The following is a 20,562-nucleotide window of genomic DNA, read 5'->3' on the forward strand; positions in this document are numbered from 1 at the left end:
GCATTTACGGGCAGTTGTTTCGTCTTTAGAATTACTGTCCGTTATATGCAGGTTGAGGGGGGAGCTTCATTGTACCCTAAAAATGTTCTCTGTCCCGATTGAAAAACTCCCGCAAAAATTCACGAACATCACCATTAAACTGGTCCAGCTGAGAATCTTTATTACGCATCCGATCCCAGTATATATCATCTGTATACACATGGACCTCTTTATTCGGCACCATTTCTTTCACTTCCTGTTCAACCACCTCTCGCATGTCCGGAGGTGCCTGATCGGTCAGCATTACACCGACTACAACGCGCTCATCGGTAACAGCAACCTGAGCTTGTCGTATGTCATTCCGCTGTTTTAATTGTGTGGAAATTGATTGCGACATTTCATTCGTGAACAAATCACTTTGAGCATTCTCATCACCTTTGTTTATCTCTCCCTGATTATTCTCAGGATAATCATTATTCATCCCGGGATTATCAGTGTTTTTTCCAAGCCTTTCATTTTGTTCCTGCTCAGTTTCATAATTAATCAGTTGAGAATTACTATCTTCCCGGGAGCTTCCTTCCTCGCCTGTTTCATATTGGGCACACCCGATAAATACAAATAAAATTAACGGCATCATCCATTTGGTTTTCTGCATCAAATAACCTCCCTTACCATTAGGATGGATAAGCAAGGTTATTTTAATCAATAAATCATGGAATTATTCTTCTCTAACGCTTTTATGAACGGTGAAAATGCGGAAGCGGTTCTCTTTTATGAGTCGTACGCTTGTGCATATCTTCAATAATTTTTTTGTCCTCTTCAGGGATTTCTTCACCTTTCAGATAAGCATCAATTTTATCATAAGTGGTGCCCATTTCATCTTCATCTGTCTGACCTTCCCAAAGGTCTGCGCTTGGTTTTTTGCCCAAAATATCAGGATGGACACCTAGAAATTCTCCCATTTCTCTTACTTCCTGTTTTGTGAATTCCAGTAATGGCAAAATATCAACACCGCCATCACCATATTTTGTGAAATAACCGGTGTACCACTCTGAAACATTATCAGTACCAACCACTAAATAATTATAATGGGCAGAGAGCGTATACAATGTACTCATTCTTAATCTCGCCCGAAGATTGGCACCTGCAAGCTGGTCACTTTCCTCGTTAAAAGCATTCCCTTGTTTTAATTGTTTACTGATACTGGAATACATTGCTTCATGCGGTTCGGTCAAATCTATTGTGACATCATTGATTCCGGAACGTTCGATGACTTTGTTGGCATGGTCCATGTCCCGTAGTTTTGTATTAAGCGGCAGCATAACGCCCAGTGAATTGTCAGGAAAAGCACGCTGAATCAGATGGGCGACAACAGCTGAATCCAACCCGCCGCTGACACCAACCAATAATCCATTTAAGCCAGCTTCTTCAACCCTTTCCTGAAGCCATTTAACAATTTCATCGACTATTTTTTGCACGATTATCACCTTGCTTTTTATCATTTTAATATCAGTTTAGCATGTTTACATCAGTTTTTAAAAAGTATTGCCGCCTGCGGGGGCTTTTTAATGACAAAAAAGAAGCGAGATGATTAATATTCATCTCGTTTCCTTGGTTAAAATTATTCATTTGACGACTCATCTTCTTCTTTACGGAAGTTTTCATGGAAACCAGGAGGCTTTGGCATGTGGTCACCGGAGAACTGCTGGTGCGGGTGGTGAGGCATTTGATTGTAATGAAAGCCTTGCTGCATATTTGCCGGATGCATGGCTCCCGGTGAATTATATGAATTACAACCCGGATCCAGCATCGGTTTCGGCGGCATTTCCAGTGGTTCAGAAGACTTCATCATATCTCCCGGATGCATTGGCATAGACTTTTGATTCATTTGCTGCATTGGTGCCTGCGTATAGGGCATAGACTCCATCATCGGCTGTTGATTCATTGGCATCTGGATGGGATGCTGATGGATTGGCATAGGCATTGGTTGTGGCCCGCCGCATCCGCAATCATTTTGCATTGGTGCCACAGGGTGCATATGAGGCATTGGCGGCGGCATATGGTGATAAGGCTGTATGCCGGGTAATGGCGGCTGCTTCTGGTAATGCATCATCTGCTGCTTTTCAAGAGATTCATCTTCCGGTTTAAAATCATCCGGCATCTTCGGAGGACTTGGAAAGTCATGCATTTTATGCTCCATTGACGGCATTTTTGGTTTCATAGGTATTTGGGGCTTTATATCAGTTGGCTGTTTAACATCATCCTCTTCAATAACCGGCATTGGTTGTGGTGATGTGTCTTTGTAGGGTTTTTCAGCATCTGGTTTCTGTTTTTCTTTTTGAGATATTGTCTTATGCTCCCCTTCTTTTTTCACAGGTTTAGATGTCGCTGGAATTTTAATTTTCATACCCGGCATAACCATATCCGGACTGGATAACTGCGGATTCAGCTGTTTCACTTTTTCAAAGTCAACTCCGTACTGATTAGCTATTTCCCATAATGTATCACCTTTTTGGACAATATGAATCTTCAATTCAAACATGCTCCTTTCATTCCAGAATCTAACTGGGCTAAACACTCCAGTATCAACATATGCAGATGATAGGCAAATGTTGAACTGAAATACTAAAAAAACCGCCTGCTCTAATAACGAGCAGACGGTTTTTTTACAAGTCCATCTGGTAAACGGGGTATGTGCCCAGAATTGTAACATTGCAGCCAAGTGCTTCTAATTCTGCTTTTACACCCGGGAATAGAACATCGTCAAAAGGCTGATTCACATCAACGATAAAGAAGTAATTCCCTAATCCTGTTTTCATCGGCCTGGACTCAATTTTTGAAAGGTTCATTTTTCGCCATGCAAAAGCAGCAAGAACTTGATACAGTGCCCCGGCATAGTCACTTGGAAGTGTGATCAGCAGGCTGGTCTTTTCTGTTTCAGCTTCATGATTGATACTTGCAATATTTTTATCTTTGGCAAGTACAAGGAATCGTGTATGATTGTTCGGATAATCATGAATGTTTTCCGTATGAATTCTCAGTCCGTATTCGTTTGCTGCTAAACTATTGCCGATAGCTGCTATATCTTCACTGCTGTTACTGACAATTTCTGCAGCCCTGCCGGTAGAGGTAGTGAAACCCATATCAGCATCAGGCATATGCAAATGCAAAAATTGATGGCACTGTGCAATAGCATGGCTATGTGAATAAACATTTGTCACCTTGCTCAAATCGCCTGAAAAGTCAGGAGAAACGAGCAAATGCTGCTGTATTGGAACAACAATCTCCGCAATAATCGGCAGTCTTGCCTGGTGAACCAGATAATCAACCGTTAATTGCACTGTCCCCTCAATCGCATTTTCCAGCGGCACAACACCTGCATCCATTTGATCATTGAAAACCGCATCAATACATTCCGGAATCGTCGTAAAACTCTGTGTTTCTACACCATTAAAAGCTGTATCAACCGCCAGTTTAGTAAACGTCCCGCGCGGTCCTAAATATCCTATCTTTACCATCTCATACTTCCCCCTGTCTTCCACGACACTTATTCAATAAATTCAAATTCAAAATCCAGTAACCTGATCGTATCGCCGTCTTTGGCTCCCCGCTTACGCAAAGCATCATCCACACCCATACCGCGCAGCTGCCGGGCAAAACGCTGAATGGCTTCATCTTTTGTGAAATCAGTCATTTTAAACAGTCTCTCGAGTTTTGCACCTGATAAGACGTAGGCACCATCCGGATCTCTTGTGATTGTAAATGGTGTTTCTTCTTTTTGATATCGATAAACAACCTGTTCTTCTGATTTTTCAATTTCCTCGGTTTGCCGGGGAGTCCTATCCAGAAGATCTGCCAGTGCAAACACTGCGTCACGCAGGCCTTCTTTCGTTAACGCTGAAATCGGATAAACCGGATAGTTATCATTTAGCTTTTCTTTGAATTTCTTAAGATTTTCTTCCGCCCCTGGCATATCCATTTTGTTTGCAACGATAATCTGCGGGCGCTCTTTCAATTTCAGGTCATATTCCTGCAATTCATGATTGATTTTTTTAAAATCCTCAAATGGGTCTCTTTGTTCAATACTTGCCATATCAACGACATGCAGAATAACGCGTGTCCGTTCAACATGGCGCAAAAACTGATGCCCCAGCCCAACGCCTTCATGTGCACCTTCAATTAAACCTGGCAGATCAGCCATCACAAAACTTCGCTGGTCACCTGTGTCAACAACACCCAAATTCGGTGCAAGCGTCGTAAAATGGTATTCAGCTGTTTTTGGCTTTGCGGCACTCACAACTGACAGTAATGTGGACTTGCCGGCACTTGGAAAACCGACCAAACCAACGTCAGCGATTAACTTCAATTCAACTTTTATCTGCCGCTCCTGTCCCGGCTCGCCATTTTCGGAAAGTTCGGGTGCAGGATTCTTGGCCGATGCGAAGCGTGAATTACCGCGGCCTCCACGGCCACCCTTGGCGATCACAGCTTCCTGGCCATGTTCTGTTAAGTCTGCAATCACTTCTCCCGTGTCTTCATCACTTACTGTGGTGCCAGGCGGCACATCGACCATTAACGCCTCGGCATTACGTCCGTGCTTATTTTTGCCCATGCCGTTTTCACCGCGTTTTGCTTTATAATGACGATTATAGCGGAAATCCATTAATGTATTCAATCCTTCATCAACTTTAAAGATAATATCACCGCCATTACCGCCATCACCGCCGGCAGGTCCGCCTTTAGGCACATATATCTCCCGCCGGTAAGCAGCAATTCCATCTCCGCCATCACCGGCTTTTACATAAACACTAACCTGATCTACAAACATTCAATATCCACCTCATTCGCATATAACGCTGACAGTACATTTTAAGTCATTTCCCTCTTTATATATGGCTATCTCTTGATTTTCATTTTTACTTTGTATCTCCTGCAAACAGTCCTTTACAGTGAATTCCAATTGTATCTCTTTGAAAGATAAATCATAAAGCCGTACATTCAGTTCATATAATGCCATCTCATCAGTAAGCATTTCAATTTTTTCCATCATTTGATCACAACGTTTCACAAGAAGCTCGTCTACTGGCTGTAAATCATTGTTTTCGCTATCTATATGGTATGTTAAACGAAAATTCGTATGTAAAGACTCAAATTGAAGTAAATATAAAGCAAAAGCCGGTACATGTAAATTGACGAGTTTTCTTTCTTCTTCCAAGTAAGCCATAAAATGGTTTAATTTTTGCATGACTTTGTCAGTTTTCCCCATGCTCGCATAGCCATGAATGATTTGTAAATGGTTCATTAAATTATGCCGATAATGCCGGAGAAGCTGAATGACCTTCTCCTCTTCCATCATTCGCCCCCCTACATGTGAAACCGGATAAACTTTTCTATTTATGCATGGTCAATAATAAAGAAATTATAGCAAATTTAACGCTTAAAATCACTTTATTCAGTAAATGTATGTAAAAAGACTCCAGCCAACAACTGACTGGAGCCTGTTTATTTGCTAAGGTTATGCTTCTTGAGCAACCGGGAGAACACTTACTTTTTTACGGTAACGGCCGATGCGTTCGTATTTTACAACACCATCAACTTTGGAGAACAATGTATCGTCTCCGCCGATTCCAACGTTCACACCCGGATAAACTTTCGTACCGCGCTGACGGTAAAGAATACTTCCGCCGCTGACGAATTGACCATCGGCACGTTTTGCACCAAGGCGTTTTGATTCTGAATCACGGCCGTTTTTTGTACTTCCGGCACCTTTTTTCTGTGAGAAAAACTGCAAATCCAAATGTAGCATTCTGTTGCACCTCCCTATTGCTGCTTAACATTTATAAATTCATTGTACTCGCGTTCAATTGTTTGCAGGGAGACAAGCATCCCTTCCAGCAAGAGCTGAACTTTTCCCATCGCTTCATTCGGAACATTATCAGGAACCGTCACTCGAAGAAAGCCGCCCTCGTCCCCCTGTTCAATTTTCAAATCTACCTCACTTAATGTCAGAACTGCATTAACCGCGCCAAATGATACAGATGAAACCCCTGCACATACTAAGTCATAGCCATAAGGGCCACTTTCAGCATGCCCTGACAGTTCGAACTGTTTAATTTGGTTGTTTTTCCGGTTAACACTGACATTAATCATAAACAATCCTTCTATGCATTGATTTTATCAATGACCAATTTGGTATAAGGCTGACGATGTCCTTGTTTACGATGGTAGTTTTTCTTTGGCTTGTATTTAAAAACAGTGATTTTCTTCTTACGTCCCTGTTTTTCAACTTTTGCCGTTACAGTTGCACCATCAACGTATGGAGCACCTACTTTAGCATCGTCACCGCCGACGAACAAAACTTTATCAAATGTCACAGATTCATCTGTGTCAGCTGTCACTTTTTCAACGTAAATCTCTTGTCCTTCAGTGACTTTGATCTGCTTGCCGCCTGTTTCAATGATTGCGTACATACTTGCACCTCCCTGATTACTAAGACTCGCCATGCAGGCATTCCTGTTTGTTGTTGTTCAAAAGGAATTCAGAAGCCTGTTCTGAGCGGTTGTAGCACTGGTGCTACGATGAATAACGTATAAATATTACCATGTAATGATTGCGCTTGTCAAGAATGATTCTAAGCTGTCACGATACATGGCTGACAATATCACCTGCCGTTTTCCGGTATTGCCGATCATGGAAATAACTGTGCAGACATTCCGCTTCGTTCAGCTGATAACGTCTGCCGTTTGCAAGTGTAACATAAATCGTATGGTTCTTATCCCGATGGAAAAGATTGAAGACGTCCATCAGCATAGTATCGAATGGGATATCAATTGAACGAAAACGATTTAAACGGGTTTTGCCCTCGTACCGATGCAGCAAGAATCGGACAAACACATAATATCGCTGCTTCCAATCTTTTCTGTTGTCCATAAGTAAAAATGAGAACAAAAGAAACGCGCTGAGTGTAAACGAAACAAATGAAAACAAGGCAACAACTGCGATCATATTGATACAAAAAGAGAGAATAATCGTAAAGCCATATGATTTACGAAACGGCATAACTTCTGAAAAAATCAAAAACATCAATTTTCCCCCGTCCAATGGCCAAATTGGGAGCAGATTAAACAAAAGTATGACCGTATTATAAAAATAAGCCATCTCAATAACAGACGGCACGAGTGCTTGAGTCCCTGAGATAATAAAAATCAAGCCATAAATCAAGACATGCTGAAGTGGTCCGGAAAGTGTCACGAGCACTTCTTCATGAAATGGTCTTGTGCCATTTTCGTCCGTTTCCATAACACCGCCAAACACCCATAACATAATGCCGCGGACCCGCCAGCCAAATATTTTTGCCGCAGTAAAATGACCGAGTTCATGAAGCAGCACAATGACCAGTATCGTCAGCAAATCAATAAATGTTCCTGTTAAAAACGAAATGATAATAAATATTAACAGAACCGGATGGATGTGGATCTGGGGCAGCCATTTAACGGTTGTCATCAACTTGAATCACCTGTACAGGATCCACATAATCATTATTTTGCTCGATGGCAAAATAGACACTTTGGTTCTCATCATTCGGAGTAAATAGTCCCAGCTTTTGGCTATTATCGATAAACTGATAAAGATGGACATCGATGGAACTTAAGTTTCCATAAACCGTTTCACTATTATCAGGATGTTGCACAATAACGGTCTTGCCCGTGTCCGATGTCTTTCCTGCAAAGGTAACAACACCTTCCTGTAAGGCAGAAACATTCGTTTCCTCATCAGGGGCAAGCATTATCCCTTTACCGTTAGATTGAAATGTTTCGGAAACAGCGCCGTTTACAGGAAATGCTAAAGCTTGTCCATTATCCTCAGATCCAGAAGACACAGCCATCGGTGCGCCGAATGTTTCCTGATACCATTGATTAACACGTGCAAATGGGAACTCCTCGGTCAGCGTGTTTGCAGCCCAGGTTTTTGGGCCGGAAAGAAATTCTGTATCCGTCTGGAATAAAAGCGCTGCAGCGAAAAACAGCATGATTGACAATATCCCTTTAACGGCAATTCCAGTAACTCGCCTATTGAGCCCCTTTACCGAAAAACGATCGTCCGTGAAAACGGGAAAATAGCCATGTTTCTCTTCCTCTTCCGGAAAAGGCGGCGGCGCAATCTTTTTTCCCGACTGGCGGATGGATGTTATACCACGTTCTTTTTTGCGCTGGTTAATTGATCTTCTTACCCTTTTTACGCCTTTATTCATTTTGCTCACAACCCCTGCAATACTTTTATACGATTCTATGAGTCAAAAGCAGAAGTTATGCCAGGCTGCACTATGAGGGTATAGAAAAAAACATGCATTAAACCGAGCAATCGGTTTAATGCATGCGTTTCCTTTAATCAAGAGCGTATTCCAAAAAACTTTTTCACTTTTTGAAACATGCCTTTTTCCTCCTCGAGTGATTGAAGCGGCACTGTTTCGCCGAGTATACGGCGGGCTATGTTCCGATAGGCCATTGAGACTTTTGAATTCCCTTGAAGCGCAACAGGCTCCCCGGAATTAGAAGCTTTAATGACACTATCATCATCAATGACTATACCAATTAGATCAATAGATAGAATTTGAATAATATCATCAATATCCAGCATCTCACCATTCTTCATCATATGATTCCGTATGCGGTTAATCACCAATCGCGGCGGATCTACATCCTCGTTTTCCAATAGACCGATAATACGATCAGCATCTCTCACACTGGATTTTTCAGGTGTGGTTATAACAATTGCCTTGTCCGCTGCTGCCGTTGCGTTTTGAAACCCTTGTTCGATTCCTGCAGGACAGTCAATTATGATATAATCATAGGTTTGCTTTAATTCCTGTACAATTTTGTTCATACCTTCTACGGTAACGGCTGATTTATCACTCGTTTGTGCTGCGGGCAAAAGCGCCAGGTCGTCAAAACGTTTATCTTTAATCATTGCCTGAGACAGTTTGCACCGTTCTTCAATGACGTCCACAATATCATAAATTATACGGTTTTCCAGGCCCATGATGACATCAAGATTGCGAAGACCAATATCTGTATCAATCAGACACACTTTTTTCTCCATCAGTGCCAAAGCAGTACCAATATTTGCAGTTGTGGTCGTTTTGCCTACGCCGCCTTTACCGGAAGTAACGACTATCGCTTCACCCATTCAGCATTCTCCTTTCAAAGCCGCTTATATCTGTTCGTTTGCTGGAAAGAACTTGGAGCCGATCAATGACGATCTTGTTCTGTTCGTCGTCGATAAGTCCGCATTCCATGTATACACCATCTGTTTCATAGTCAGGCGCGCGGCTTATATAATCTGCTATCCTCAATTGGCTTGGTTTCATATAGGAGGCGGCAATCACTGCTTCACGATCACCGTTTTTCCCGGCATGTGCAATTCCCATCAGGCTCCCCATAACAAAAACATTGCCGGTCGCACTAACTTTTCCGCCGGGGTTAACATCACCCACCAGCAACAGATCACCAACATTTTCAAGCACCTGACCTGAGCGCACCACTTTATTGACAACCTTAATATCGGTCTCTTCTTTCCATTTTAACGCTTCGTCCCGGTGTATAACATTAGAATCAAAAACCTCGATTGAAAGACGATTATGTTTCCCGATCAGCTCGTGAAGCTGTTGTTTTTGTTCATCGTTTATATACCTGTTCCCAAGTTTAACTGTCACCGGGACAATCGGCTCATCTTTTTTTGGATTATATTCGGAAAGCTTTTCGGCAAGCTCGTCTATTGCATAATCAAATGATTCCTGATCATTAATGAATAATGTCAGACCATCCTTAGTCCCTTTTATTGTAATCGTTCCATTTCTATCTAACAAGATACGCTCACCTCAATATTTCACCTTAACATGGAACCACTAAAATTGTCTGTTTCCTGATAGCTGCTCGTCTCTCATATTGACCAGCCTGTTTGCCGTAAATGGATACAAAACAAGAAGAAATAAAATATTAGCCAGCAACGTCGGGATCATTCTATTAATTAAATAATCCTCCCAACCCAATTCGGCTATACCGGTCATCGAATAAATCAAATAAATGAAAACTTCGGCTAATATAAGTCCTATGGCGCCCAGCAAGATTGTTACAAAGAAATTGGAATGAAGTAATTTTGTAAGTCCATGCACTATATAGACACTTAATGCATAACTGAACATGTAGACACCTAAAATGCCCGTATAGGAAATGTCGATTAAAAGCCCTGCCAACAACGCATAAAACACTGAAAAATAAGTGTCTTCCCTATCAAAAAAAATAGCAAGAAAAGCGAGAAACACAAACACCCAATGCGAGACAATAATTAAATCTCCTGTTAAAAGTGAACCCGGCAACATGTCCAGGGCCACGCCTTCCAATACCAGCAGCAAAAATAGTATACCAAGTATCAGCAACCGCTTCATTACGATTCCGCCTCCTCAGATTCCCCAGAGGCATCATTATCCGGCCCTTGGCGCTCTACTACAATAACATTATTGATATCATACATATCAGCCACCGGTTCTACGAATGCAGTACGAGTCAGCCCGTACTCGTCCGGTTTAACCTCTTTCACTTCACCAATTGGCAAACCCGCCGGGAAAACGCCGCCCATTCCAGAGGATAAGACTAGTTCGCCCTCTTCCAGATCAAAATCAGATTCCTCGACAACCCGGAACATCAGCTGATTTGTTTCCTGATCATAACCTTCGATCATCCCGATAACATCATCATCGCCCTCACGGGACACTTTTGCGGATATACGATTAAATTGATCGAATCCGGTCAACAGTTTTACGGATGACGTGAATTTAGATTCAGACTCTACTTTTCCAATCATTCCATCTGCGGTAATGACAGCCATGTTTTCTTCGACGCCATCCTGCGACCCTTTATTTATTGTTACTTGTTCAATCCAGCGTTCAGGTGATCGGGATATGACAGTTGCCTGAACCGGATTATAGTCACGGATTGATTCCGTTTTATCAATGGTATTCCGCAGCTCTTCATTTTCTTCTTTTAATTCCTGAACCTCATACTGAAGACTTTTATATTCAGCAATATTTTCGCGTAATATTTTATTTTCTTCATAAGTATTTTTGATATCATCAATGTTTTCAAATATACCTGTCACATAATCAACAGGTGTGTGTACCAGATTCTGTGCCCATCCAACTGTATCTTTAACGAATTGCTCTACGATTGTTTCATTTTCTCTGTCCTGCAATGAATACCCGATAAGCCCCACAAGAATGATGATGCCTATCAGCAGGATGAATAGTCTTTTTCTCGGAAACACTCTCATGTCAACACCTACTTACTCAACTGTAGGACGAGAAGATACATTCGGATGGGAACGGAAGTGCTGAATGTACTCCAAAGATTTGCCTGTTCCGATCGCTACACTTTCAAGCGGATCATCCGTTACAAAAACAGGCATTTTTGTCTCATCACTGATGATATTATCTATGTTTTTCAAAAGAGAGCCCCCGCCGGAGAGGACGATGCCGCGATCCATAATATCAGCGGCCAGTTCGGGCGGTGTTTTTTCAAGTGTATCCTTGACTGCTTCAACAATATCCTCCACTGTCTCTTTCAGCGATACAGCAATCTCTCTGGATGTAACAGTTATGGTTTTAGGCAGACCGCTCAGCATATCACGGCCCCGGATATCCATTTCAACATCATCTGTCACTTCTCCTGCGACGCCGATGTCCATCTTAATTGATTCAGCTGAACGTTCGCCAATCATAAGATTATAATGTTTACGAATATAATTTGTAATGGCTTCATCCATATTATCGCCGGCAGTGCGAATCGAGCGGCTTGTCACAACACCGCCAAGGGAGATCACAGCAACTTCAGTTGTACCGCCGCCGATATCCACAATCATACTGCCGGTAGGTTCCCATACAGGCAAACCGGCTCCGATGGCTGCTGAAAAAGGTTCTGCAATAGGAAAAGCGTCTTTTGCACCTGCCTGTTTGGTTGCGTCAAGCACAGCCCGCTCCTCTACCATTGTGATACCGGATGGCACACATATCATCACATTTGGCTTTTTAGCAAAAAGTGACCGTCTGCTCATAGCTTTTTTGATAAAATATTTCATCATGACTGCTGTTGTATCATAATCAGCAATGACACCGTCTTTCATCGGACGGACAACAGAAATGTTGCCCGGAGTTCGTCCGATCATGTTCCTTGCTGATTGACCAACCGCTTCAATCCCACCAGTTTCAATATTTTTGGCAACGACTGTCGGTTCACGAACTACAACACCTTTTCCCTTCACAAAAACAAGTGTGTTCGCCGTTCCCAAGTCCACCCCTAAATCCTGTGATAAACTGAATCTTCCCAAAAAAATCTTCCTTTCCCAAATGACAAACTCTTTATAGTTCATAAACGCTCATGTATAAACTTCACAATCATTTCAACTTCAATGCCCAATTTTAAACATCTTTAATTACAAAGTAAATATACTTATGTTCAGTTAAGCACGATAAGCGCCAATCTCAATCAAAATTCAGAAACTGGCGCTGTAATTATGTCTATTCAATTATACGAAAAAATTAAAGAAATAGATAGTGTTTTATAAGTATCCTTTTTCTTTTAATGAGATAAATTTCCGGTCTCCTATCACCAAATGGTCCAAAAGTTCAATGCCGATCATTTTGCCTGATTCAACCAGGCGTTTTGTCACATGAATATCTTCCTGTGAAGGCGAGGGGTCACCGGAAGGGTGGTTGTGGGCACAGATGATAGAGGCTGCTGAACGTTTAACAGCTTCTCGGTATACTTCACGCGGGTGAACAATCGATGCATTTAAACTGCCGATAAAAATCGTTTGCCGATGAATGATTTGATTTTTCGTATTTAAAAACAAAACCACAAAATGTTCCTGATTTAAATTTCTCATTTCTTCCATAACATAATCTGCGCCGTCTTCCGGTGAGCGGACGATATAACGGTCATCCGGCTTATATTGACTCATCCGTTTCCCCAGCTCCAACGCTGATAGCAACAATACACCTTTAGCCGTGCCGATGCCTTTAATTGCTGTTAACTCTTCAATCGTCGCATCCTTTAATAAATTGAGCCCTTCAAAATGCATAAGAACCCTATTTGACAAAGCCATAACTGATTCATTTTTGGTGCCGCTGCCAATTAAAATCGCAAGCAGCTCCTGATTGGATAAATGGCTTGCTCCAAGCTTCAGCACCCTTTCCCTTGGACGATCTTCTTTAGGAACATCTTTTATCAAAATGGTCGGTGAAGTCATTTTCTGTCCTCCTCAGCTAAGATACGTTTATCGTAACGATTTGCCGCTGAGTGGACAAATGAACGAAAAGGACTTTCCTCCGGCCGGTGTGTTTATATTATTTAAAATCCCCCTGTCAAAAAAGCATGTTTTTGATCATCGTGTCAGCATAAAAATCAAAAACACTTATTTTTCTTTTTAACCGGATCAATGTATAGTTACTGTACGGTCAATTTGTGGGCGCGCTCCCAAAGCTGCAATAAGATCACATGACTTTGCCATTTATCCGCTTTGGCCATTTGATTATGCTGTTCTGATAAAAAGTGAGTAAATTCGGCTAAACGTTCACTATTTTCAGGCATGCTGTCAATTACATTTGCCCATTGTTCCTGTGAAATCTTTTCGTCATTACTTATGGAAGCCAGGGAATCATTCCATTGCTGATCATAGGTTTGAAGCCATTCTTTTTCTTTATCTGTCAGCTCTATTTCTGCTGAAGCTGTCGTCCATTCCTTCACATAAACTTCCAGATTCTTCTCGGCATATGCACCGGACAATTGTGTCCCGCGACCTTCCGAGTCGGCAATTCCGGTCAGGACAAAGAAATACTCACCTTTCTCCCAAATCATCGAAGGAAAGCCCTGCTCTTCGAACGCAGCCTGCATTTGCTCTGCATTTTCTTTTTCGCTGAATTTGCCTGCCTGCAATACGAATGCATTGCCGCTGTCAATTGTGACTAAACTCTTGTCATTACTTTCCCCGGAAGCAGCTTGATCATCCTCGTCCCCCGCAGCAGCAAGTGAAGAGGAATTTCCCTGCAGACTTATATTATCATTAATATCACCAAACATATTCAACATGAAGAACCCTAACACAGAACCGATCACAATTGCTGACAATGCAGCAATTATAAATGGCTTGAACGCTTTCAACCTTGATTTTCGCGTAAAGTGAATCTTGTTCTCACTGTCAGAATCATCATTATGCTCTCTGATGAGCTCGGGAATGTCGGAATCTTCTATTGTGCCGGCTTGTTCATCGCTGTAATTTTTAATAGAATCCTTTTCTTTGGCTTCAGTATCATCCTGTGTTATTGTTTTTTTCTTGCCGTTCTTCCATACTTCAATTTTTTCGTCATTACTCAAACTTTTCCCCTCCCTATGCCAGTTTGTTCAACCCTAGCATAGGGATAGTAAAAAGTAAGGCGATTATTGTCTATCTTCCAAAAAAACTTTCAACATAATACAACAAATGGAAAGCACATGATTTAAAAAGGCTAGATGAGGTAATACACGGACCCCTGTGCGAACAAAGGCATAGGATTATTTCACTGCAACTCTATTGCTTCCTCAAAATACTTCCGCATTATGGCAATAAAATGTAATGACCCTGTTACGCAATAGCATTTATTTTTTTGTTTGAGATTGATTTGTTCAGCAGCTTGCTGCCAATTACTGAAAACTTGCGTGTCCGGATGATCGCAATATTTTTGAAGCTGTTCAGGATCAGCAGCCCTTGGGTGATCGAATGTTGTCAATATAATCGACGTGAAATGAGGTCCTAAATCTTCAAGCATCCGTTTAAAATCCTTATCCTTAAAAACTGCAAAAATCAGGTGCTTTTCCATGTCATAAAAATCATCTGTCAGCGTTTCTGTAAAAGCATGCACACCTGATACGTTATGGGCCGCGTCCAATATAATCGGGGGATTTGAATGAACTTGTTCAAACCGGCCCGGTATTTTGACATCAGCCACCCCCGCCGCACATAAATCCCAATCTAAATCAAACCCTTCATCCTGAAGAATTGTAAGCGTCATGACAGCCAGCGAGGCATTTTTAATTTGATGGGAGCCTGCTGTCTTTAACTTCACGTCCATGCGCATACCCGATGAAGACAGCCATTCAAAGGTTTGGTGCTGCGTGGTTTTATTGACCATTTTGCACCAAAAATGCTCGCCTGATTGATAAAGAGGAGCATTTTTATCAAAAGCTTCTCCGGTTATAATACGCATTGCCTCTTCAGACATTTCACCGGCGACAACCGGTCTGTTTTCTTTTATGATTCCCGCTTTATGAGAAGCAATGGATTTTACTGTTTTCCCTAGAAAATCTGTATGATCCCATTCAACATTTGTTATAATCGACAAAATGGGGGTGAAACAGTTGGTCGTATCCTCCCTGCCCCCATTCCCGCTTCAATTAATGTAAAATCAGCATTATCTGCAAAATATAAAAAAGAAATCGCCGTCATCATTTCAAATTCTGTCGGATGATTCGACTCTCTATCAAGTCTCTTGATAAAAGGAAAGACAACATTTACATAGTGTATGAGTTCTTTTTCTGATATTTTTATCTCGTTAAGCAAAATATGGCCCGTCAACCCTTCAAGACTCGGGGAAATAAACACACCGACTCCATAACCGTTTCGCATCAATGCATTCTTTAAATAATTTATGGTGGAACCTTTACCGTTGGTGCCTGCCACATGGATAGCATCCACTTTTTCTTGTGGATTACCAAGCAGCTCCAATAACTTCTGGATACGGTCAAGACCCGGTTTCACACCATATTGTTTTCTTTTCTGGAAGAATGCTTCAACTTGGCTGAAATCTTCGAACATTATGTACACCGCTTTTCGTTTCGTTCATTTTTGTTGTATCCTAAACAGCATCATTATAGCAGTATTTAATGATATTTTGAACAAAGAAAGGATGACGTTACTTGAATTTATATGGCTGGATTATTTATAACGGCTACTTGCAGGGGGATAAATTTCGTGATTTTGCCGAATGGATAAAGTATGATGCAGCGAAACAGAAAATTGAAACAACCATTTATAAAAATAGCGAGTTGCTGAGTCTTCTGTCATCTGACGTGTTGACATTGCTATCTGCTAAAAAAATAATATGGCCTGATTTTGTCATTTTTGCCGATAAAGATATATACCTCGCCAAACAACTCGAATTGCTGGGCGTTCGCGTATTTAACAGTGCAGAAGCCATTGCTGCAAGTGATGATAAAATCGTTTCCTATCAGCTGCTGGCAGCCAATAAGTTACCGGTACCAAAAACCGTTGTCGCACCGAAAGCATTTCACCGGCTGAAATATAATCCGATTGATGATTATTCTGAAGCTATTAAAATGTTAGGATTTCCCATGATTGTAAAAGAAGCATTCGGGTCGTTTGGTGAACAAGTGCACCTCGTTCATTCAAAGGACGAATTAGCTGAGATAATCTATCAGCTCCAGGGACACCCATTTATGCTTCAGGAATTTATTGCAGAAAGCTCAGGAAAAGATGTGCGGCTGCAAGTAGTTGGTGATGAAGTTGTTGCAGCCATGGCCCGGTCCTCAGAGTCCGACTTCCGGGCAAATGTAACGGCAGGTGGAAAGATGCATGTCTACCACCCGACTACAGCTGAAAAGCAAATTGCCGTTGCAGCGTCAAAAACACTTGGTACGGACTTCACCGGCATTGACTTATTACATGACGGTCATGAAAAACCGATTATCTGTGAAATAAACTCGAATGCCCACATCCGTAACATGTTTGACTGCACCGGGGTTGATGTTGGCGATTTTATCATCGATTATATCCGTAAAACGCTGAAATGAGGGAAGCGCTATGAAAGGCTGGCTGATCTATAACAAGACAGATGCAGAGCAAAATGAACTTTATATTGATTGGTTCATAAAAGAAGCCCGCGAACAAAATATGTCATTACAACTGATTCTGCGTGAAGACTTAACAGCAGGTGTTATGCGTCATGAGAATACAGTCATGCTTCATGGCAAGCCGGTAGATTTGCCCAATTTTGCTGTGGTACGCACAATAGAACCACTGTTGAATCTGCAATTGGAATCGTTCGGTATAGACGTTTATAACCCTTCAAAAACGGCTTTTATTTGCAATGATAAAGCACGAACACATTTTCACCTCACCAATTCAGGCATCCCGATGGCAGATACAATAGTCGTGTCGTCACGAACAAAACTGCCTGAAAGTGCGCCTTTTAATTTTCCGTTTGTCATCAAAACCACAAGCGGACGCGGTGGAAAACAGGTGAAGCTCATTACAAACACCCAAACATGGCAAGAGCTAAAACGGCAGCAATTAAGTGATAATATAATAATCCAATCCGCAGCACATATCCAGCCCGGAAAAGATGTACGAGTTTTCGTTATCGGCAATGATATTATCGGTGCTGTTATGCGCAACAACGAACATGATTTTCGGGCCAATTACAAATTGGGCGGGACAGCTTCCTGGTATGAACTTGATGCTTATGAAACAGCGCTGGTCAGACGAATCATTGATCAATTCGAAATCGGAATGGCCGGCATTGATTTCCTGATTGATAAAGACGGTCAACTTGTTTTTAATGAAATTGAAGATGTTGTCGGTTCCCGCACACTGAGTGCTGTCAGTGATATTAATATTCTGCAAAAATATGTGGCACACATTAAAAACGGAAGTTCACTATGAACTTCCGTTTTCATTCCCTATGACTTTAATTCTTCAAGCCGCGCTTTCACTTTTGTCTGTTTTTCAAGATAATCTTTTTCCTTCTGTTTCTCTTCCTCAACCACTTTTTCAGGTGCCTTATTGACAAATCCTTCATTTGCCAGCTTTTTCTGGACCCGATCCACTTCTTTTGTCCATTTATCCAGCTCTTTTTCAAGCCGTTCGATTTCTTTATCAAAATCAATCAGCCCTTCAAGCGGCAGGAATAATTCCGCACCGGTGACTACAGCTGACATGGCTTTTTCCGGTGCCGTGACATCTGTTGCAATGATTAATTCACTTGGATTACAGAAACGTTCCAGGTAATCGCGGTTATTTTCCAGTTCGGCAGTAATATCATCGTTTTCGGTCTTAATATATAATTTTATTTGCTTGGACATCGGCGTATCCACTTCGGAGCGGATATTGCGAACCGACTTAATAATCGAAACAAGCCGCTTCATTTCATCTGAAGCCTTTTCGTCATGAAATTCAGCAATTGCTTCAGGCCACTTGGCAACCGTAATTGATTCGCCTTTAGTTGGAAGCTGCTGCCATATTTCCTCTGTGATAAAAGGCATATACGGATGAAGCATCCGCATTGTCTGATCCAGCACATAGGCAAGAACTGAACGTGTTGTCTTCTTTTGTTCCTCGTCATCACCATAAAGAGGCAATTTGGCCATTTCAATATACCAGTCACATAATTCATCCCAGATAAAATTATATAAGTGGCGGCCGGCTTCACCAAATTCATACTTGTTCGTGTTCATTGTGACGTGATCGATTGTTTCATTCAAGCGCGTTAAAATCCATTTATCAGCTAACGACTTTTCCCGGTTTAAATCGATGTCTTCGTACGTAAAGTTCTCCATATTCATTAATGAAAAACGGGACGCATTCCAAACTTTATTGGCAAAATTCCACGTCGATTCAACCTTTTCCCAATGGAAGCGCAAATCCTGCCCGGGCGTTGATCCCGTCAGAAGGAAGTAACGCAATGAATCGGCACCATACTTATCAATGACATCCATCGGGTCAACACCATTGCCAAGCGATTTGCTCATTTTCCGGCCTTCTGCATCACGTATCAGGCCATGAATCAATACATCTTTAAATGGCCGCTTGCCGGTGAATTGTTTTGATTGGAAAATCATCCGGGCTACCCAGAAGAAAATAATATCATAGCCGGTGACGAGCACATCTGTCGGGAAATAGCGTTTAAAGTCTTCTGAGTCTGTATCAGGCCAGCCCATGGTAGAAAATGGCCATAGAGCGGATGAAAACCATGTGTCAAGCACATCTTCATCCTGCACCCAGTTTTCGCTGTCGGCAGGTGCTTCTTTACCGACATACAATTCCCCTGTTTCTTTATGATACCAAGCCGGTATACGATGCCCCCACCAGAGCTGACGGGAAATGCACCAATCGCGGATATTTTCCATCCAGTGCAGATACGTCCGTTCAAATCTGTCCGGTACAAAATGAACTTTTCCGTCACCATCCTGAAGTTCAATCGCATCATCAGCGAGCGGCTGCATGTTAACAAACCATTGCGTTGACAAATACGGTTCAACAACAGCCCCGCTTCGTTCTGAGTGGCCTACCTGATGGGTGTGATCTTCAATTTCAAAAAGTACACCCTGTTCCTGCAGATCTTTAACGATTTGTTTGCGGCATTCAAATCGGTCCATTTCCTCGTAATGACCTGCATTTTCATTCATTGAACCATCTTCGTTCATAACGAGTATACGTTCAAGATTGTGGCGGTTCCCAATTTCAAAGTCATTTGGATCATGAGCAGGTGTTATCTTCACTGCGCCTGATCCCATTTCCATATCAACATAGGAATCAGCGACAATTTCAAGTTCCCGGCCGACAATTGGCAGGATTACTGTTTTGCCAATCAGATGCTTGTAACGTTCATCTTCCGGATGGACAGCAACTGCTGTATCACCAAGCATTGTCTCAGGCCGGGTAGTTGCAATTTCAATTGTTTCATCGCTGTCTTTAATCGGATAGCGCATATGGTAAAATTTCCCTTGGACTTCATCATAGACAACCTCGATATCAGACAAAGCTGTTTGTGTAGCCGGATCCCAGTTAATGATATATTGACCACGGTAGATCAACCCTTTTTCATACAAACTGACAAACACTTCACGGACAGCATTTGACAATCCGGTGTCAAGCGTGAAACGTTCCCGGGAGTAATCGAGTCCGAGGCCTAACTTTTCCCACTGAGACCTTATGAAATCAGCATATTCTTCTTTCCAGTCCCATGATACGTCCAAAAACTTTTCCCTGCCCAGCTCATGCCGGCTCCGTTCTTGTTCCTTTAATTTAGCCTCTACTTTTGCTTGTGTGGCAATCCCTGCATGATCCATGCCCGGAAGCCATAACACATCATATCCCTGCATTCGTTTCATACGGGAGATCGTATCCTGCATTGTCGTATCCCACGCATGCCCCAAATGCAGTCTTCCTGTTACGTTTGGCGGCGGGATTACAATGGTAAATGGTTCTTTTTCCTTATCATCTGTTGCTTCAAAAAATTTGCCATCCACCCAAAATCTGTACCTGTCTTTCTCGATTTCGTTCGGGTTGTACTTTGGTGCCATAGCTGATTTGTTTTCTTCATCCATGAGGACTTCCTCCTTAAGTAACATGTTTTCTTGGTCATTAAAAAAATCCTTTGCATCCAAAAAAGGACGAAAAGGATTTGTTTCCGTGGTACCACCTTTGTTCATAGACAATAAACACCTATGCACTTATAGCATGATAACGGTCAGTAACCGG

Annotated in this window: 23 protein-coding genes and 2 other annotated features (1 of these 25 cut by a window edge); of the genes, 2 read left to right on the top strand and 21 right to left on the bottom strand. The window is 41.9% G+C overall.

Features of this window, described 5'->3' with window-relative positions; translation table 11 throughout:
- Positions 1-76: 76 nt before the first annotated feature.
- The 20 genes from AOX59_RS05990 to AOX59_RS06085 all read right to left on the bottom strand — a co-directional run bounded on the left by AOX59_RS05990 (position 77) and on the right by AOX59_RS06085 (position 15,879).
- Positions 77-634 carry a YhcN/YlaJ family sporulation lipoprotein gene (locus AOX59_RS05990; protein WP_068443225.1) on the bottom strand — a complete coding sequence of 186 codons (558 nt, stop codon included), beginning with the start codon at positions 632-634 and terminating at the stop codon, positions 77-79.
- An 82-nt stretch (positions 635-716) separates the two neighbouring features.
- Positions 717-1,457: an NAD(+) synthase gene (gene nadE / locus AOX59_RS05995; protein ID WP_068443229.1), complete on the bottom strand. Its 741-nt coding sequence runs from the start codon at positions 1,455-1,457 to the stop codon at positions 717-719.
- Positions 1,458-1,600: 143 nt separating this feature from the next.
- Positions 1,601-2,512, bottom strand: coding sequence for a SafA/ExsA family spore coat assembly protein (gene safA, locus AOX59_RS06000; RefSeq protein WP_068443232.1), 912 nt, complete (start codon positions 2,510-2,512; stop codon positions 1,601-1,603).
- 133 nt (positions 2,513-2,645) lie between these two features.
- Positions 2,646-3,497 (bottom strand): prephenate dehydratase, encoded by an 852-nt coding sequence (gene pheA / locus AOX59_RS06005; protein ID WP_068443235.1) that lies wholly within the window; start codon positions 3,495-3,497, stop codon positions 2,646-2,648.
- A 29-nt stretch (positions 3,498-3,526) separates the two neighbouring features.
- Entirely contained in the window at positions 3,527-4,807 is a 1,281-nt protein-coding gene (gene obgE, locus AOX59_RS06010) for a GTPase ObgE (protein WP_068443238.1), read from the bottom strand.
- Positions 4,808-4,819: 12 nt separating this feature from the next.
- Positions 4,820-5,335: a Spo0B domain-containing protein gene (locus tag AOX59_RS06015; RefSeq protein WP_082684139.1), complete on the bottom strand. Its 516-nt coding sequence runs from the start codon at positions 5,333-5,335 to the stop codon at positions 4,820-4,822.
- A 159-nt stretch (positions 5,336-5,494) separates the two neighbouring features.
- Positions 5,495-5,785, bottom strand: coding sequence for a 50S ribosomal protein L27 (gene rpmA / locus AOX59_RS06020; protein ID WP_068443243.1), 291 nt, complete (start codon positions 5,783-5,785; stop codon positions 5,495-5,497).
- 14 nt (positions 5,786-5,799) lie between these two features.
- A complete protein-coding gene (locus AOX59_RS06025) occupies positions 5,800-6,129 on the bottom strand; it encodes a ribosomal-processing cysteine protease Prp (RefSeq protein WP_068443245.1) in 330 nt (109 codons plus the stop codon).
- Positions 6,130-6,140: 11 nt separating this feature from the next.
- Complete coding sequence (gene rplU, locus AOX59_RS06030) at positions 6,141-6,449, bottom strand: 50S ribosomal protein L21 (RefSeq protein ID WP_068443249.1); 309 nt, start codon at positions 6,447-6,449, stop codon at positions 6,141-6,143.
- Positions 6,450-6,461: 12 nt separating this feature from the next.
- Positions 6,462-6,550: a sequence feature (ribosomal protein L21 leader region), on the bottom strand.
- Between the two features lie 68 nt (positions 6,551-6,618).
- On the bottom strand, positions 6,619-7,482 hold the full coding sequence (locus tag AOX59_RS06035) for a site-2 protease family protein (RefSeq protein WP_068443252.1): 864 nt from the start codon (positions 7,480-7,482) through the stop codon (positions 6,619-6,621).
- Positions 7,469-8,230: a M23 family metallopeptidase gene (locus tag AOX59_RS06040; protein ID WP_068443256.1), complete on the bottom strand. Its 762-nt coding sequence runs from the start codon at positions 8,228-8,230 to the stop codon at positions 7,469-7,471. Before AOX59_RS06040 ends, AOX59_RS06035 begins: the two co-directional genes overlap by 14 nt.
- 137 nt (positions 8,231-8,367) lie before the next feature.
- Positions 8,368-9,165, bottom strand: coding sequence for a septum site-determining protein MinD (gene minD, locus AOX59_RS06045; RefSeq protein WP_068443259.1), 798 nt, complete (start codon positions 9,163-9,165; stop codon positions 8,368-8,370).
- Entirely contained in the window at positions 9,158-9,844 is a 687-nt protein-coding gene (minC, locus tag AOX59_RS06050) for a septum site-determining protein MinC (RefSeq protein ID WP_068443262.1), read from the bottom strand. Before minC ends, minD begins: the two co-directional genes overlap by 8 nt.
- Positions 9,845-9,883: 39 nt before the next feature.
- The gene (gene mreD / locus AOX59_RS06055; RefSeq protein WP_068443265.1) at positions 9,884-10,423 is read right to left on the bottom strand and encodes a rod shape-determining protein MreD; all 540 of its coding nucleotides are present in this window, start codon (positions 10,421-10,423) and stop codon (positions 9,884-9,886) included.
- Entirely contained in the window at positions 10,423-11,304 is an 882-nt protein-coding gene (gene mreC / locus AOX59_RS06060; RefSeq protein ID WP_068443268.1) for a rod shape-determining protein MreC, read from the bottom strand. The genes mreD and mreC overlap by 1 nt, the downstream gene beginning before the upstream one ends.
- Before the next feature lie 12 nt (positions 11,305-11,316).
- Positions 11,317-12,357: a rod shape-determining protein gene (locus AOX59_RS06065; protein ID WP_068443271.1), complete on the bottom strand. Its 1,041-nt coding sequence runs from the start codon at positions 12,355-12,357 to the stop codon at positions 11,317-11,319.
- Between the two features lie 231 nt (positions 12,358-12,588).
- Positions 12,589-13,278 (bottom strand): RadC family protein, encoded by a 690-nt coding sequence (gene radC, locus AOX59_RS06070; protein WP_068443274.1) that lies wholly within the window; start codon positions 13,276-13,278, stop codon positions 12,589-12,591.
- A gap of 197 nt (positions 13,279-13,475) precedes the next feature.
- The gene (locus AOX59_RS06075) at positions 13,476-14,402 is read right to left on the bottom strand and encodes a hypothetical protein (protein ID WP_068443277.1); all 927 of its coding nucleotides are present in this window, start codon (positions 14,400-14,402) and stop codon (positions 13,476-13,478) included.
- Positions 14,403-14,584: 182 nt separating this feature from the next.
- Complete coding sequence (locus tag AOX59_RS06080; protein ID WP_068443282.1) at positions 14,585-15,406, bottom strand: bifunctional folylpolyglutamate synthase/dihydrofolate synthase; 822 nt, start codon at positions 15,404-15,406, stop codon at positions 14,585-14,587.
- Positions 15,394-15,879 carry a folylpolyglutamate synthase/dihydrofolate synthase family protein gene (locus AOX59_RS06085; protein WP_068443285.1) on the bottom strand — a complete coding sequence of 162 codons (486 nt, stop codon included), beginning with the start codon at positions 15,877-15,879 and terminating at the stop codon, positions 15,394-15,396. Before AOX59_RS06085 ends, AOX59_RS06080 begins: the two co-directional genes overlap by 13 nt.
- A 101-nt stretch (positions 15,880-15,980) precedes the next feature.
- Between AOX59_RS06085 and AOX59_RS06090 the strand changes: the two genes are divergently transcribed.
- Both AOX59_RS06090 and AOX59_RS06095 read left to right on the top strand, forming a co-directional pair.
- Complete coding sequence (locus AOX59_RS06090; RefSeq protein WP_068443287.1) at positions 15,981-16,874, top strand: ATP-grasp domain-containing protein; 894 nt, start codon at positions 15,981-15,983, stop codon at positions 16,872-16,874.
- Between the two features lie 10 nt (positions 16,875-16,884).
- Complete coding sequence (locus AOX59_RS06095) at positions 16,885-17,745, top strand: ATP-grasp domain-containing protein (RefSeq protein ID WP_068443289.1); 861 nt, start codon at positions 16,885-16,887, stop codon at positions 17,743-17,745.
- Positions 17,746-17,762: 17 nt separating this feature from the next.
- On the opposite strand, the gene AOX59_RS06100 is transcribed toward AOX59_RS06095, so the two are convergent.
- Positions 17,763-20,408 (bottom strand): valine--tRNA ligase, encoded by a 2,646-nt coding sequence (locus AOX59_RS06100; protein ID WP_068448167.1) that lies wholly within the window; start codon positions 20,406-20,408, stop codon positions 17,763-17,765.
- 59 nt (positions 20,409-20,467) lie between these two features.
- Positions 20,468-20,562, bottom strand: a binding site (T-box leader); it runs 131 nt beyond the window's last position.

The organism is Lentibacillus amyloliquefaciens, assembly GCF_001307805.1.
GTDB classification, from domain to species: domain Bacteria; phylum Bacillota; class Bacilli; order Bacillales; family Amphibacillaceae; genus Lentibacillus; species Lentibacillus amyloliquefaciens.